Source organism: Sulfitobacter sp. L-8, assembly GCF_056859255.1.
Window position 1 is genome coordinate 124,898 of sequence record NZ_JBSXOD010000056.1, and the last position, 14,622, is coordinate 139,519.

12 protein-coding genes are annotated in these 14,622 nt (G+C 59.5%); 9 read left to right on the plus strand and 3 right to left on the minus strand.

What is annotated here, in order from left to right:
* Positions 1 to 54: 54 nt before the first annotated feature.
* The 6 genes from glyS (at position 55) to glmM (ending at position 9,037) form a co-directional block, all read left to right on the plus strand.
* Positions 55 to 2,250, plus strand: a complete 2,196-nt coding sequence (gene glyS / locus AC13DE_RS17360) for a glycine--tRNA ligase subunit beta (RefSeq protein ID WP_483048545.1) — start codon at positions 55 to 57, stop codon at positions 2,248 to 2,250.
* A gap of 104 nt (positions 2,251 to 2,354) precedes the next feature.
* Positions 2,355 to 4,877: a putative PEP-binding protein gene (locus AC13DE_RS17365; protein ID WP_483048546.1), complete on the plus strand. Its 2,523-nt coding sequence runs from the start codon at positions 2,355 to 2,357 to the stop codon at positions 4,875 to 4,877.
* 128 nt (positions 4,878 to 5,005) lie between these two features.
* Positions 5,006 to 5,647: a cell wall hydrolase gene (locus AC13DE_RS17370; RefSeq protein ID WP_446297103.1), complete on the plus strand. Its 642-nt coding sequence runs from the start codon at positions 5,006 to 5,008 to the stop codon at positions 5,645 to 5,647.
* Positions 5,648 to 5,750: 103 nt separating this feature from the next.
* Entirely contained in the window at positions 5,751 to 6,674 is a 924-nt protein-coding gene (locus AC13DE_RS17375) for a dihydroneopterin aldolase (RefSeq protein ID WP_446297102.1), read from the plus strand.
* A gap of 3 nt (positions 6,675 to 6,677) precedes the next feature.
* Complete coding sequence (gene folP / locus AC13DE_RS17380) at positions 6,678 to 7,694, plus strand: dihydropteroate synthase (protein ID WP_483048547.1); 1,017 nt, start codon at positions 6,678 to 6,680, stop codon at positions 7,692 to 7,694.
* Positions 7,691 to 9,037 (plus strand): phosphoglucosamine mutase, encoded by a 1,347-nt coding sequence (gene glmM / locus AC13DE_RS17385; RefSeq protein ID WP_446297100.1) that lies wholly within the window; start codon positions 7,691 to 7,693, stop codon positions 9,035 to 9,037. Before folP ends, glmM begins: the two co-directional genes overlap by 4 nt.
* Positions 9,038 to 9,117: 80 nt before the next feature.
* Here glmM and AC13DE_RS17390 read toward each other — a convergent pair whose 3' ends face one another.
* Together AC13DE_RS17390 and ilvC are read right to left on the minus strand one after the other, a co-directional pair.
* Positions 9,118 to 10,035: a DMT family transporter gene (locus AC13DE_RS17390; protein ID WP_446297099.1), complete on the minus strand. Its 918-nt coding sequence runs from the start codon at positions 10,033 to 10,035 to the stop codon at positions 9,118 to 9,120.
* A 107-nt stretch (positions 10,036 to 10,142) separates the two neighbouring features.
* Positions 10,143 to 11,165 (minus strand): ketol-acid reductoisomerase, encoded by a 1,023-nt coding sequence (gene ilvC / locus AC13DE_RS17395; protein WP_446295652.1) that lies wholly within the window; start codon positions 11,163 to 11,165, stop codon positions 10,143 to 10,145.
* Positions 11,166 to 11,299: 134 nt separating this feature from the next.
* Between ilvC and AC13DE_RS17400 the strand changes: the two genes are divergently transcribed.
* The 3 genes from AC13DE_RS17400 to AC13DE_RS17410 are packed head-to-tail and all read left to right on the plus strand — an operon-like array spanning position 11,300 to position 13,390.
* Positions 11,300 to 11,755 carry an Lrp/AsnC family transcriptional regulator gene (locus tag AC13DE_RS17400; protein WP_483048548.1) on the plus strand — a complete coding sequence of 152 codons (456 nt, stop codon included), beginning with the start codon at positions 11,300 to 11,302 and terminating at the stop codon, positions 11,753 to 11,755.
* Positions 11,752 to 12,213 (plus strand): Lrp/AsnC family transcriptional regulator, encoded by a 462-nt coding sequence (locus AC13DE_RS17405; RefSeq protein WP_446314507.1) that lies wholly within the window; start codon positions 11,752 to 11,754, stop codon positions 12,211 to 12,213. Before AC13DE_RS17400 ends, AC13DE_RS17405 begins: the two co-directional genes overlap by 4 nt.
* A gap of 49 nt (positions 12,214 to 12,262) precedes the next feature.
* Complete coding sequence (locus AC13DE_RS17410; RefSeq protein WP_483048549.1) at positions 12,263 to 13,390, plus strand: aminotransferase class V-fold PLP-dependent enzyme; 1,128 nt, start codon at positions 12,263 to 12,265, stop codon at positions 13,388 to 13,390.
* 20 nt (positions 13,391 to 13,410) lie between these two features.
* Here AC13DE_RS17410 and AC13DE_RS17415 read toward each other — a convergent pair whose 3' ends face one another.
* Complete coding sequence (locus AC13DE_RS17415; protein ID WP_483048550.1) at positions 13,411 to 14,613, minus strand: UbiH/UbiF family hydroxylase; 1,203 nt, start codon at positions 14,611 to 14,613, stop codon at positions 13,411 to 13,413.
* Positions 14,614 to 14,622: the final 9 nt, after the last annotated feature.

Consider the following 14,622-nt stretch of genomic DNA (forward strand, 5'->3'; position numbering starts at 1 on the left):
CGAAAAACATTTAACCGCACCGAACTACAAGCGGCCCCGAAAGGTACGAAACCCATGCCCGACCTCCTGATAGAGCTTTTCTCGGAAGAAATCCCCGCCCGCATGCAGGCGCGCGCGGCGGATGATCTGAAGAAACTGGTGACGAACGGTCTGGTGGATGCGGGGCTGACCTATGCCTCTGCGGCGGCCTTTTCGACGCCGCGTCGCCTGACCTTGACAATCGAAGAGATGCTGGACGCCAGCCCGTCGCTGGTCGAGGAACGCAAGGGCCCCAAGGCTGACGCGCCGGAAAAAGCCATCGAAGGCTTCTTGCGCGGTGCGGGGCTGACTCGCGACCAACTGGAAGAACGCGACACGCCCAAGGGCAAGATCCTGTTCGCCATGATCAAAAAGCCGGGCCGCCCCGCAGCTGAAATCGTGCCAGAGGTGCTGGAAACCACCATTCGCAATTTCCCATGGCCCAAATCCATGCGGTGGGGCAGTGGCAGCTTGCGGTGGGTGCGCCCGCTGCATTCGATCCTGTGTATCCTGTCGGCCGAGGATGGCGCGCAGACCGTGCCCTTGACCATCGACGGGATCACCGCAGGCGATACCACGCGCGGGCACCGCTTTCTGGCCCCCGATACAATTACCGTCAGCAACTTTGACGATTACGGCACCAAGCTGAAACGCGCCTTTGTCGTGCTCGACCCGGCAGAGCGGCGCGATACGATCTGGAACGACGCGACCAATATGGCCTTTGCCAACGGGCTTGAGGTGGTCGAGGATGCGGGCCTGCTGGCCGAGGTCGCAGGGCTGGTGGAATATCCCGTTGTGCTGATGGGGCAGATTGGCGATGATTTCCTTGGCCTGCCGCCCGAGGTGCTGCAAACCTCGATGAAAGAGCACCAGAAGTTCTTTTCCGTGCGCAACCCCAAGACGGGTCGCATCGAACGCTTTGTCACCGTCGCCAACCGCACCACCGCCGACGATGGCGCGACCATTCTGGCGGGCAATGAAAAAGTGCTCTCTGCGCGTCTGTCGGATGCTAAATTCTTCTGGGAAAACGATCTGCGCATCGCGCAATCGGATGCCGGGATGCAGACCTGGGTGGACCGTCTGTCCAACGTGACCTTCCACAACAAGCTGGGCACACAGGCCGAGCTGATCTCGCGTATGGAAGCACTGGCTGGGGAACTCGCCCCGATGGTCGGGGCCGACGCAGAAGAGGCCCGCGCCGCCGCCCGTTTCGCCAAGGCCGATCTGTCGTCCGAAATGGTCTATGAGTTCCCCGAACTTCAGGGGCTTATGGGCAGCTACTATGCCAAAGCCGCAGGCAAGTCCGAGGCCATCGCCGCCGCCGCCCAAGACCACTATGCGCCGCTTGGCCCATCCGACGATGTGCCAACCGCGCCCGTGTCCATCGCCGTGGCGCTGGCAGAGAAAATCGACAAGCTGACCGGCTTCTGGGCGATTGACGAAAAACCGACCGGAAGCAAAGACCCGTTCGCGCTGCGTCGCGCGGCCTTGGGCGTTATTCGGATTTTGGTTGAGAATGATATTAGGCTCCAACTTAACCCATTAATGAAGTTTGGGGTTAAGGGCTCGGGGCACCGATGGTATAATTTTGGCGATAATACCTCCGCATCATCGACAGAGGTTGAAGAAGGTATGTTTTTATCGGCAGGAGGTGTCGATGATCTCGCGGGTCACGTACATCAAAACCTCCTCTCCTTCCTCCACGACCGCCTGAAGGTCTACCTCAAAGACCAAGGCGTCCGTCACGACATCATCGACGCTTGCATCAGTTCTTCCGATGGCGCACCTGCCGGTGCGACGGACGGCAACGACGACCTGACCCTGCTGGTCAAACGCGCCAAGGCGCTGAGCGAGACGCTGAAAACCGACGACGGGGAAAACCTGATCCAGGGGTTCAAGCGCGCCAACAATATTCTCAGCCAAGCCGAGGATGCGGATGGGGTGGAATACTCCTTTGGGGCGGATATCAAATTTGCCGAGACGGAAGAAGAACGCGCGCTGTTTGCCGCCCTTGATACCGCAGAGGCAAAGATCAAACCGGCGATGGAAGCACAGGATTTCGGCACGGCCATGTCCGCGATGGCGTCCTTGCGCGGGCCGATTGATGCCTTCTTTGACGCGGTGCAGGTGAACTCTGACAACGCGACGGTCCGGCGTAACCGGTTGAACCTGCTCAGCCGTATCCGCACGATCTGTAGCTCGGTCGCGGATCTGACGAAAATCGACGGGTAACGCAGCAGACCCGACACGTGGGCAAGGCGATCACGCCTTGCCACACCACGGCGAAAGCCTATGCTGCGCAGGAACCCAAAGGTGCCGCAGTGCAGAAACACGCCATGACAACACTTATCACCCAGACTGCGCCAATCGCCAACAACACGCATGGTGGGCGCGCCAAATGTTTGCAACGTCTGGTACGCCTCGACCTGCCGGTGCCGCGTACCGTCGCGCTGCCTTTTGATACGGTGCTTGATATCGCGCGGGGGCAGGTCCCTGATATTCGCCAGATTGCCGATGAATTCCCGCATGACGCACTGCTGTGCGTGCGTCCGTCCTCTCAGGACCCCGACTGGGGCGGGCCGGGGGCGGTCGTGAACATAGGCATGAACGACGCGCGGTACCAATTTTACTGCGCGCAGATGGGCGAAGGGCCTGCATCGACGCTGTACACCCGGTTTGTCCAGTCCTACGCCGTGAATATCGCACGGCTTGACCCCGACATGTTTGACGAAGTGGAAGGCGAGGGCCGCGAGGCGTTGGAAGCGTCTTTGCGCGCTTATGAACTCGAGACCGAGGAAAGCTTTCCGCAAGATCGCGTGACCCAGTTGACTGCCGTGCTGAGTTCCATGGCGCGGGCGTGGGAAGGCACGTCGGCCCGGTTGTTGCGTCAGGCCAAGGGGGCACCCGCCGACGCGGGGTTGGGCCTGGTGGTGCAACAGATGGTCTTTGGTGTTGGAACCGGGCTTTGTGGGTCGGGCGTGCTGCAACTGGTCGACAGCACAACAGGGCTGCCGCAGATTACCGGGCGATATCTTAGCCAGTCGCAAGGTCGCGATGCCTTGCAAAATAACGCCGACGCCATGTTTCTTACCCGCGACCCACGTGGCCCGTCGTTGGAAGAACATGCCCCCGAGGCGTTCGAGACCTTGACGCAACACGCCGCATTGATGCGTCAACGGCTGCGCGCGGAAATGCAGCTGGAGTTTGTGATTTCGGACGGCGAGCTGTTTATTCTGGATGGGGTTCGCGTGGCGAGGTCATCGCGGGCGGCGGTCCGTATCGCGGTGGCGCTGGCCGATGAGGGTATCATCTCGCGCGAGGAAGCGTTGATGCGAGTGCAGCCGCGCACGTTGACAGAACTGCTGCACCGGCAGGTTGACCCACGGGCCAAGCGCGACGTGATCGGGCGGGGTATCGCGGCAAGCCCAGGGGCGGCGACGGGCAAGATCGTGTTCAACGCCAATGACGCGCAGGCCAGCGCGGCCCGCGGGGAAAAGTGCATACTTGTGCGGCGCGAAACCTCCCCCGAAGATATTCGCGGTATGCATGCCGCCCAAGCGGTCCTGACTGAACGTGGCGGTATCACCAGTCACGCCGCCGTAATCGGGCGCGGCTTGGGGCTGCCCTGCGTGGTGGGTGCGTCGTCGATGCGGTTCGATCTGGTAAAGGGTCAAATAACTGCCATGGATGGCCGGGTTTTCAAGGCTGGCGACGAAATCACCCTTGATGGCACGCACGGCGAAGTGCTTTGCGGTGCCCCCGATACACTGGAGCCGTTACTGGACGCGACGTTTCAGAAATTGATGGATTGGGCCGAACAAACTGCCGATATCGGTATCCGGGCCAATGCCGATACGCCTGCTGATGCGCAGACAGCCCGGAATTTCAATGCTCACGGTATCGGCCTTTGCCGCACCGAGCACATGTTTTTTGATCCCAGCCGTCTGACGGTGATGCGCGAGATGATCTTTGCCGACACCAGCGAAGGGCGGCGTGCGGTCTTGGACCGTCTTTTGCCGATGCAGCGTGACGATTTCATTCAGCTTTTCCGCATCATGCAGGGTCAGCCCGTCTGCATCCGCCTATTTGATCCGCCACTACACGAATTTTTGCCCACAAGCCGTTCGGGACAGCGTGACCTGGCCGAAGCGCTGGATCTGCCTCTGTCGAATGTGACCCGACGGATCGAGGCGATGTCGGAATACAACCCTATGCTGGGCCTGCGCGGGGTGCGGCTTGGTGTGACGGTACCCGAGATCTACGAGATGCAAGCGCGCGCGATATTCGAGGCTACGATCGAGGCAAGCCGGGATGGCGAGCCGGTCGTGCCTGAGATCATGATACCGTTGGTTTCGGCCAAGCGCGAAGTTGAAATGGTCAAAGCCAGCATTGACAAAATCGCGACGGCGGTGCGGTCAGAGCGGGGGGCTTCATTTACCTACAGGCTGGGCGTCATGGTGGAAACGCCTCGCGCGGCGCTTCGAGCCGGCGAAATCGCGCCGTATTGTTCATTCCTCAGTTTCGGGACCAACGACCTGACACAGATGACCTATGGGCTTAGCCGCGACGACGCGGGAAGGTTCATGTCGACATATGTTCAACAAGGGGTATTTCCCGAAGATCCGTTCCACATGCTGGATCAGGATGGCGTGGGCGAGCTGCTTCAGCTTGGTGCGGCTCGAGGGCGGGAAGCCCAACCTGGGGTTACGTTGTCGATCTGCGGAGAGCACGGCGGCAACCCCGAATCGATTGCATTTTGTCGCGCCGCGGGATTCGATTATGTCTCCTGCTCACCATTTCGTGTGCCAGTGGCACGCCTCGCAGCGGCACAACTGGCGATTACGCACAAGATAGGGTAGCGTGTTAGGAATCTAAGTCTATATATAGTGCGGCTGCGCGGGTTTCTGCGCAGTTAATTCTCGCAGGGTTTACCCATTGTCGGATATTGGGTACGCGGCCAAGAACGAAACTACTTGCGAGGCGCTCAATGCGTTCTATCCGAAGACTTTCCACATGTGCCGTCGTCAGCCTGTCGTTGCTGTCCCCCTTATCAGCTTTGGCAAGCCCGGAGCAGGCAAAAACCCTGGCGGACATCGAAGCGAAAGGTCTTCGATCTGTCGGTTCAGAGCGGCTCGAGACAATGGTATCGGCCTCTACATCGCCAAGCGAAATCGAATTCACACGAAGCTGGCTGGCAAAACAGCCGAAGGCATCGGGCGGCGAACAATGGAAGTGTTTATCGGAGGCTTTGTATTTCGAAGCCCGTGGCGAGACCATAAAGGGTCAATTCGCCGTCGCTGAAGTCATCTTGAACCGTGTAAAATCACGGCAGTTTCCCAGTACGCTGTGCAACGTGATCAATCAGGGAACCGGCAAGAAGTACCAGTGCCAGTTTACATATACCTGCGATGGAAACGCCGAGGTGATCTCGGAGCCCCGCGCTTATGCGCAGGTCGGCAAGGTCGCCCGCGCCGTTCTGGACGGGAAGGCTCCGTCGTTGACCAAGGGCGCTACCTATTACCACACCAAAGCGGTCAGCCCCCGCTGGTCCCGGGTTTTTACCCGCACCGCGCAGATCGGGGTTCATCTGTTTTATCGTGACGGTGTTCAAACCGCGTCGAACGACTAGGGCAGCCGTCGTGATTGATGTCTGGCCAGCCGCAACTGGTTTTGATACATCCCGACGAACGATCTAGGATCGCGTTTAGCGGGACAAAACAAAGGCCAGAACGATGACCACTGATACAAGGCTTGCGTTTGCGCACCCTTCCGAACGCGCAGCCGCGACCGCCGGTCCCGAGCCGTTGGACCGCATTTCGCTCAGGGATCACATCGTGTCTGTCGAAATCGGTGCGTTTCAGGCTGAACGTGGTGTCACGCAGCGCATCTGTTTCAATGTCGTCGTCGAGGTGCGGCCGTTGACCGGGCCGGTGGATGACGATGTCGACCGGATCTTGTCGTATGACCGTGTCACCGAAGCGATCGCCTATGAGCTGTCGGACGAGCGTCTGAACCTGCTGGAAACCTTGGCGGAAAGGGTCGCCGACCGAATTCTGCTTGAACGACAGGCAATGCGGGTATTTGTGCGCATCGAAAAACTGGACCGTGGCCCCGGTGCCCTGGGAGTCGAGATCGTGCGCGCGCGCGACGCTGCGCCGGACGCGCGGACTGACGCCGCCGAGGTACCGCATCCCGAACTGGTATATCTTAGCAACGACGCGATTGCGTCTTCGCATCTAGCGGGTTGGTTGGACCAGCTTCACGCCATGGGTCGCCCGCTTATCCTGTGTGTCGGTGCGTCTGACACGCCGGCACCGCATGTCGCGCATAAAATGGCACAGCGTCGGATTGACCTTTTGGCAATCGAGCAGAACGCATGGGTGTTGGCCTCAAAAGATGACCGCTGCGTTGTGGTTGCGACCCGAACCGAACTGAACTGGGCGCTGAAGAACGGACAGACCAGCGTATGGGCTCCTTCCAAGATTGTCTTGGACAGCGTTGACACACCATCGGTTCAGCCACGCGATGCAGTCGCACTGGCCGCTTGGTTTGCCGCCACCTTTGACGCAACAGAAATGCTGGTCATTGGTGCGGATTTGCCAGCGCAGGCATCTGTACCGCTGCGTGCGGTGCCCGTTGACCAAGGTGTCCTGTAATCCATGACAACATACTATAGACCCTTGGTGCAGATCGGTCCGACAAGACCCGATGCTGCGTTGCAACTGGCCGGGGGTTGGGGCTGGTTTACCCACGTCGAGACGGTATCGCGAAGCAAGGCTTCGCGCGTGGTCGACGCCGCCGAGCTTCCTGCCGATGTTCTGGCGCGGTTGACCACAAAACGTGCCGCCGTAGCCGGTCTTTCGATGGATCGACCCCAGATTATGGGGATATTGAACGTTACGCCTGACAGTTTTTCGGATGGAGGCCAACATTCTGAGGTGTCCGAAGCCGTGCTGGCGGGGCAGGCTATGGTCGCTGCGGGGGCGGATATTATCGACGTGGGAGGCGAATCGACCCGACCGGGAGCCGATCTGGTCGCCACCGAAAACGAGATCGAACGTGTATCGCCGGTCATCGTGGGACTGCGTGCCGCAGGGGTGCGCAACGCCATCTCTATTGACACGCGCAAGGCCGCGGTCGCCCAGGCGGCGGTGGCGGCGGGGGCGAGCCTGGTTAACGATGTGTCCGGATTCACCTTTGACGCCGAACTCGCACCATTTTGCCAGCGGCAACAGCTCCCGGTTTGTGTCATGCACGCCCAGGGCGAACCGGCTACCATGCACCTAGATCCGTTTTACGACCATGTTTTACTGGATGTGTACGATGCGCTTGATCGTCAGATCAATTTTCTTGTGGAAAGCGGTATCCGGCGAGAGATGATCGTGGCGGATCCGGGTATCGGCTTTGGCAAAACACTGGAACATAATCTGGCGTTGCTGGCGAGGATCAGTATATTTCACGCGTTGGGGACGCCCTTGTTGTTGGGGGTGTCACGCAAGAAATTCATCGGTACCCTCGGGCAGGCCGACACGCCCCAGGACCGCATGGCTGGTTCTATCGCAGTGGCGCTTGCAGGGCTGGCACAGGGTGTGCAAATTATCCGTGTCCACGACGTTGCAGAGACACGTCAGGCGGTATCGCTGTGGCACGCATCATCTTTTGGGAGTATTTTATGACGAAGCTTTTTGGGACTGACGGTATTCGGGGCGAAGCCAACATCTATCCGATGACCGCTGAAAATGCTTTGCGCATCGGTGCAGCGGTCGGACGATATTTCAGTTCCAGCCGTGCCGGCGCACACCGTGTGGTGATCGGCAAGGATACGCGGCTTTCCGGATATATGTTCGAGAATGCTTTGACTGCCGGGCTGACGTCTTCGGGTATGAACGTATTGCTGCTGGGACCGGTGCCTACGCCTGCTGTAGGGCTTTTGACCCGTTCGATGCGGGCGGATCTTGGGGTGATGATTTCAGCCAGTCACAATCCTGCCAAGGATAATGGCATCAAGTTCTTTGGTCCTGATGGTTTCAAACTCAGTGACGAGGTTGAAGCGGAAATCGAGGCATTGATCGCCGAGGGCGTCGCGTTGAACCCTGCGGACAAGATTGGCCGTGCCAAGCGGATTGACGACGGGCGGTTTCGCTATGTTGAGCGGGTGAAGTCTTCATTTCCCCGGCAGATGAGCCTGGCCGGTCTAAAAGTAGTGATTGATTGCGCCAACGGTGCTGCACACCGCGTTGCACCTGAAACCCTTTGGGAACTTGGGGCGGATGTAGTTGAGATCGGGGTCAAACCAAACGGATCCAATATCAATGACGATTGCGGATCGACCCACCCGGAACAAGCTGCCGCCGCCGTGCTGAGCCACGGTGCCGATGTCGGGATCTGTCTGGATGGGGACGCGGACCGGGTTATTCTGATCGACGAGTCCGGCAAGGTCGGCGACGGCGATCAATTCATGGCGCTGATGGCGTCACGATGGGCCGCCGAGGAGCGCCTGGCCAATAATGCATTGGTCGCGACGGTGATGAGCAACCTTGGACTGGAGCGTTTTTTGCAAGGCCAGGGGGTACGGCTGGAACGTACCGCCGTGGGCGACCGCTATGTGGTGCAACGCATGCGCGAAGGTGGGTTCAACCTTGGCGGCGAGCAATCCGGCCATATCGTGATGATGGACCATGCAACCACCGGCGATGGTCTTATGGCGGGACTGCAATTCCTTGCTGAAATGATCCGGTCGGGCAAGAAATCCTCGGAATTGCTGCAAAACTTTGAGATGGTGCCGCAACTTCTTGAAAACGTTAGATTTGCCGCGGGACAGACTCCATTGGAAGACGCCCAGGTTCTGGCCGCCATCGCCCAGGCCGAAGCCGACCTGGCGGGAAAGGGGCGGTTGTTGATACGCAAGTCGGGCACAGAGCCGTTGGTGCGGGTTATGGCCGAGCATGAAGATGCCGTTTTGATGTCACGCGCGGTAGGCTCTGTAGTGGAGGCGGTAACTGCCGCTGTGCGCGTCTGATCGCGCGCGGCTTCGGTCAGGTGGGTACTGTGACGGCTGGGGTCGGGATGCCTTCGGCGAGGATTTCAAACCATTTGGAATTAGCGGGCACCGCGACCAAACAGCGTTGCGATCACGCGATACTGGCTTAGCGCCACACCGCCGAGGATGAGCACGAGCGACCAAGCCAATGATGGCGGTAAAGGTTCGTTCAGGATAAGTGAACCGAGAAGCACTGCCCAGACCGGTACCTGGTAGTTTACGAGCGACATGAATACCGGGCCGGCGCTTCGGACGACGATGACGCGCAACATATTGGCGGCAGCGGTGGGAACCAAACCGAGAAAGCCGAGCGCGACAATGATCTTGGACGAGGGTAGCGGGGGCGGCCCTTCGACCGCGAAGGCCACCGGAAAGCTTATGCAGGTGGCGACGAGCAGCAAGACTGTTGCCAAACCGATCGGGTCGATCGCCGGAAGGCGGCGCATGACGATGGAGCTGAGAGCGTAACATAGCGCGGCCCCCAGGGTGGCGAGCCTTCCCAGGGTTTCGAGTTTGTTGCCTGTCGTGTCAAATGCCTGCGGGCCGATCAGGATGACCACGCCCGCGAAGCCCAGTGCGAAGCCAATGGATTTGGGCAGTGTCATGCGTTCGCCTGCCACGAAGAAATGTGCAAGTGGCAGGATGATCAGACCGGTTGCAGCCATCGATACACCGGCGAAACCCGAGGTGACGTATTGCTGGCCCCACGCCAGCAAGGTGAAGGGCACCGCCGAGCTGGTCATGCCGATGAAAATGAGTGCAACAAAATCAGACGGTTTCGGGGCGGTAAGGAAAAGGCGGAATCCTTGAACCCGCCAGACTGTGATCATCAACGCTGCGGCAAGACCGACCCGAAGTGCCGCGATCCAGAATGGCGGCATTTGGGTCAATGCGATTTCCGTCACCAAGAAGGTTCCGCCCCAAATGAAAGCCAGCAGAGCGATGATCAGCCAACTGAGCGGGGTGATGTTCGGCATGGTTCCGATTCAGTGGGCTTTGCTTCGCGCCGATGAAACGGCCCTGGCTGCGGTGCAGAAGTGAAAAGGCCCGGCGCGAAGCCGGGCCTTTTGCGGGTCAGGAGTGATTAGTTCTTGGCTTTGTCGACCATCTTGCCTGCGGAAATCCACGGCATCATTTCACGCAGCTTCTGGCCGACCTGTTCGATCTGATGTTCGTCGTTGATCCGGCGAGTCGCCTTGAACGATGGTTGGCCGACGGCGTTTTCCTGCATGAAGTCGCGCACGAACTTGCCGTTCTGGATGTCGGTCAGAACCGCTTTCATCTTTGCCTTTGTCTCGTCGTAGGGGAGGATGCGCGGGCCGGAGACGTATTCGCCATATTCGGCTGTGTTCGAGATCGAGTAGTTCATGTTGGCGATGCCGCCTTCATAGATCAGGTCGACGATCAGTTTCACCTCGTGCAGGCATTCGAAATAGGCCATTTCGGGCGCATAGCCCGCTTCGACCAGGGTTTCAAAGCCCATACGGATCAGTTCAACCAAGCCACCGCAGAGCACGGCCTGTTCACCGAAGAGATCGGTTTCGCATTCTTCACGGAAATTGGTTTCGATGATGCCGGAGCGGCCGCCACCGATGGCTGAGCAATAGCTGAGGCCGATTTCCAGCGCCTTGCCTGACGCGTCTTTGTCGACAGCCACGAGGCAGGGCACACCGCCGCCTTTGGTGTATTCGCCGCGTACAGTGTGGCCGGGGCCTTTGGGGGCCATCATGATGACGTCGATGCCTTCCTTGGGTTCGATCAGGCCGAAGTGGACGTTCAGGCCGTGAGCAAACGCGATAGCCGCGCCTTCGCGGATGTTGTCATGCACGTATTTCTTGTAGGTTTCGGCCTGAAGTTCGTCGGGCATCGTGAACATGATCACGTCGGCCCAGGCGGCGGCTTCGGCAATGCCCATGACCTTGAGACCTTCGCCTTCGGCTTTTTTGGCCGACGCGGAGCCTTCGCGCAGAGCGACGACGAGGTTTTTCGCACCGGAATCGCGCAGGTTCAACGCGTGGGCATGGCCCTGGCTGCCATAGCCGAGGATGGCGACCTTTTTATCTTTGATCAGGTTAACGTCGCAGTCACGGTCGTAGTAAACGCGCATTGGGCGTCCTTTCGGGTTCATTGAAATCTGGGGAGACCTTACTGGAAGTCGAGACAGATGCCATTGGTCGATTATGAGTTTATTTGGCAAAATGAAGATGGTAATGCGTGATACTGGTAAATTATGGAAAAATCATGCTTGATGATATTGATCGACGCATTTTACGCCATTGGCAGGCAGATGCCGGGTTAACCCCGGTGGATCTGGCGGATCTGGTCGGATTGACCGCGGGCAAGGTGGCGCGGCGCATCGCGCGGATGCAGGAAGCCGGAATCGTCGAGGGTGTCGGTATGGTCGTGGATTGGGCCGCGCTAGGATACACTGTCGAGGTGTCGTTGCGGATCACGTTGGACAAGACCCAGAGCAATGCGTTTGACAAATTCCTGGAGGCCGCGCGGAAGGTGGCCGAAGTGATCGAGATCCAGACCTTTCTTGGCCGCGTGGACGTGCGCTTGTCGATCATTGCGCGCGACATGGGACACTATCAGCAGATCTATCGCGGCGGCATACTGACGTTGCCGCATATCGCGGACATCGAGGCGCTGATGCATGTCGCGCGGATCAAGGCGGACGAGGCTTTGCCGTTATGATCGCGCTGGACGAGATCGACCGCAAGCTGATCCAGTCGCTGGCGCGGGATGCCACCCAGAGTGCGGGGGCTTTGGGACGGTATCTTGGATTATCGCAACCGGCGACGTGGCGCCGGATCAAGCGGTTGGAAAGCGCAGGTATCTTGCGCGGAAAGCGGCTGCGATTGAACCGGGAAGTCTTGGGTTTCGGGGTAACGGTGTTTTTGGGTGTCAAACTTGCGACAAAAGGCCACGTCAGTCTGGATGATTTCGAGCGCGCGGTCAGCGCCATCCCCGAGGTGCAGACGGTGGAGCACGTGCTGGGGCTTTATGACTATCGGTTAAGGGTGGTGGCGCGGGACCTGGCAGATTTTGAACGGGTGTTGCGACGTCGGATCATGACCCTGCCCGGCGCGGGGGCGGTCGAAGCCAACGTGTTGTTAAGCGAAGAACGACTGAGGGGGCCATTGGGCTCGTGACTTTGGGTGGGCAAACGCTATGGTTCACCCAAATCATTAGGAGAGACCCATGCCTGCTTTGCTGAATACCGTTGATCCCGACGGGCTTGAAGAGTTTTCCGTCGTCTTCACGGATCGTTCGCTGAACCATATGAGCGCCGCGTTCCAGGGCGTTATGCGTGACATCAGTGCAATGCTGAAGGAAGTATACAATGCCGAAGCTGTGGCTGTGGTACCGGGTGGCGGAACCTTTGGGATGGAGGCGGTTGCCCGCCAGTTTGCGCGCGGGGTCGAGGTGTTGGTCGTGCGCAATGGCTGGTTTTCCTATCGCTGGAGCCAGATCATCGAAAACGGGGACCTGACCGGAAAGGCGACCGTTCTCAAGGCACGGATGCAGGGGAACAGTACGCCTGCACCGTTTGCGCCCTGTCCCATCGACGAGGTGGTGGAAGCCATTCGTGTGCAAAAGCCCAAGGTCGTGTTTGCCCCGCATGTTGAAACGAGCGCGGGCGTCATTCTGCCGGATGACTACATCAAGCAGATGGCCGAGGCCGCCCATGAGGTAGGGGCGTTGATGGTGCTGGATAGTATCGCATCGGGGTGTGCCTGGGTGGACATGAAGGCGCTCGGCATCGACGTACTGATCTCGGCCCCGCAAAAAGGTTGGAGCGCGTCGCCGTCGGCTGGGTTGGTAATGATGTCGGCGCGCGCAGTCGGGCGTCTAGCCGAGACGACTTCCGACAGCTTCGCGCTCGATCTGGGTAAGTGGCACAGCATCATGCAGGCGTATGAGAACGGCGGCCATGCCTATCATTCGACTATGCCCACCGATGCGCTGCGCGGTTTTCGCGATGCCATGAAAGAAACCCAGGCATACGGCTTTGATCGGCTCAAGGAGGCGCAGTGGCGCTTGGGTGACGGCGTACGGAAGATGCTGGCGGAACGCGGTGTCACATCGGTTGCCGCGGAAGGGTACGGGGCACCGGGTGTGGTTGTGAGCTATACCAATGATCCGTCAGTTCAAAACGGTAAGGCGTTCGCGGCAGAAGGGATGCAGATTGCCGCAGGCGTGCCGCTGATGTGCGACGAGCCAGCGGATTTCCAGACATTTCGTCTAGGGTTGTTCGGATTGGACAAGCTCTATGATGTCGATGCAACGCTCGGGCGGTTGGCGAGGGTCATCGACAAGGTGTTATAGGTTTCAATGCATGCGACGGGTCAGCCCCGGCGCATGCCCAAACCCATCTGCATCAGCATCTTGCGCACCGGTGCTGCTGCATAAAGCGTATTCAGGCCGGCTGCGCGGACGTCGCGGGCCAACGGCGCTTTAGCCTGACTGGCGCGGTTCAACATGTCAATGCCGCGCACCCGCAACAGGACATCGGCGTGGCGCGTCTTGTGATAGGCATCAAGCATCGCCTGGCTGCCGAGGTTTTCCGAATCCGCCCGGGCAAGATCAAGCAGGGTTTCCACATCTTTCAGCGACATATTCAGCCCCTGCGCGCCGATTGGCGGCACCACATGCGCAGCCTCGGCGATCAAGGCAAGCCGCTCGGCTGACATCCGCGCCGCATGCTGGCTGATCACGGGCCACACGGCGCGTGGGCTGACGATGGTCAGCGGTCCGAAAAGATGGCAACTGCGCTGCGATGCTGCTGAGGAGAACGCGTCGGCATCCAGCGACATCCGTTTCAGGGAGGCAGCGCCGTCATCCATCCACACCACCGCAGAACAGGGCGTGCCATCGCGGTCGGGCAAAGGGACAAGCGTGAACGGCCCGCCAGTGCGGTGTATTTCGGTGGACACATTTTCATGTGGGATCGGATGCGTCGCGCTAAAGACAATCGCCTTTTGGCCATAGCTGTGTCTTGTCACCGGGATGCCCGCGGCGTTGCGCATCGGACTGTCGCGCCCATCTGCCGCAACGACCAGGCGCGCTTCGACCCGGTTGCCATCGCTGAGCCCGACTTTCGCCCCGGTCGTACGGGTGAAAAGGGATGTCGTGCTGACCCCCGGGCGGAAGTCCACGTTGGGTAGCTCGGAAAACCGATCAAGCAGTGCGCGGCGCAGCAGCCAGTTGGGGAAATTCCAGCCGAAAGGTTGCTCCGAAATGTCGGCGGCGTCGAACTCGCGCGTGGTCCGAGGCACCATATCGGGGCCCCCGGCGTCCACGATCCGCATGATTTGCAAAGGTGCTGCGTGATCTTGTAGATGGTTCCAGATGCCAGCGCTTTCGAGAACGCGGCGAGCAGGTTGCAGCATCGCGGTCGAACGCATGTCGGCACCTTGGGCGGCACCGTCGGTAACCGGGGCCGCGGGATCAACGCAAATGACGTCAAACCCCGCATTCCCGAAAGCTGCGGCTGCGGCAAGCCCGGCGATGCCACCGCCAGAGATGAGGATATCGCACTTCATGTTCATGCCTGCCAG

Excerpts from the sequence above, each read along its gene's own strand:
- glyS (WP_483048545.1), top strand. The coding sequence starts at position 55 with ATGCCCGACCTCCTGATAGAGCTTTTCTCGGAAGAAATCCCCGCCCGC.
- AC13DE_RS17365 (WP_483048546.1), top strand. The coding sequence starts at position 2,355 with ATGACAACACTTATCACCCAGACTGCGCCAATCGCCAACAACACGCAT.
- AC13DE_RS17370 (WP_446297103.1), top strand. The coding sequence starts at position 5,006 with ATGCGTTCTATCCGAAGACTTTCCACATGTGCCGTCGTCAGCCTGTCG.
- AC13DE_RS17375 (WP_446297102.1), top strand. The coding sequence starts at position 5,751 with ATGACCACTGATACAAGGCTTGCGTTTGCGCACCCTTCCGAACGCGCA.
- folP (WP_483048547.1), top strand. The coding sequence starts at position 6,678 with ATGACAACATACTATAGACCCTTGGTGCAGATCGGTCCGACAAGACCC.
- glmM (WP_446297100.1), top strand. The coding sequence starts at position 7,691 with ATGACGAAGCTTTTTGGGACTGACGGTATTCGGGGCGAAGCCAACATC.
- AC13DE_RS17390 (WP_446297099.1), bottom strand. The coding sequence starts at position 10,035 with ATGCCGAACATCACCCCGCTCAGTTGGCTGATCATCGCTCTGCTGGCT.
- ilvC (WP_446295652.1), bottom strand. The coding sequence starts at position 11,165 with ATGCGCGTTTACTACGACCGTGACTGCGACGTTAACCTGATCAAAGAT.
- AC13DE_RS17400 (WP_483048548.1), top strand. The coding sequence starts at position 11,300 with ATGCTTGATGATATTGATCGACGCATTTTACGCCATTGGCAGGCAGAT.
- AC13DE_RS17405 (WP_446314507.1), top strand. The coding sequence starts at position 11,752 with ATGATCGCGCTGGACGAGATCGACCGCAAGCTGATCCAGTCGCTGGCG.
- AC13DE_RS17410 (WP_483048549.1), top strand. The coding sequence starts at position 12,263 with ATGCCTGCTTTGCTGAATACCGTTGATCCCGACGGGCTTGAAGAGTTT.
- AC13DE_RS17415 (WP_483048550.1), bottom strand. The coding sequence starts at position 14,613 with ATGAACATGAAGTGCGATATCCTCATCTCTGGCGGTGGCATCGCCGGG.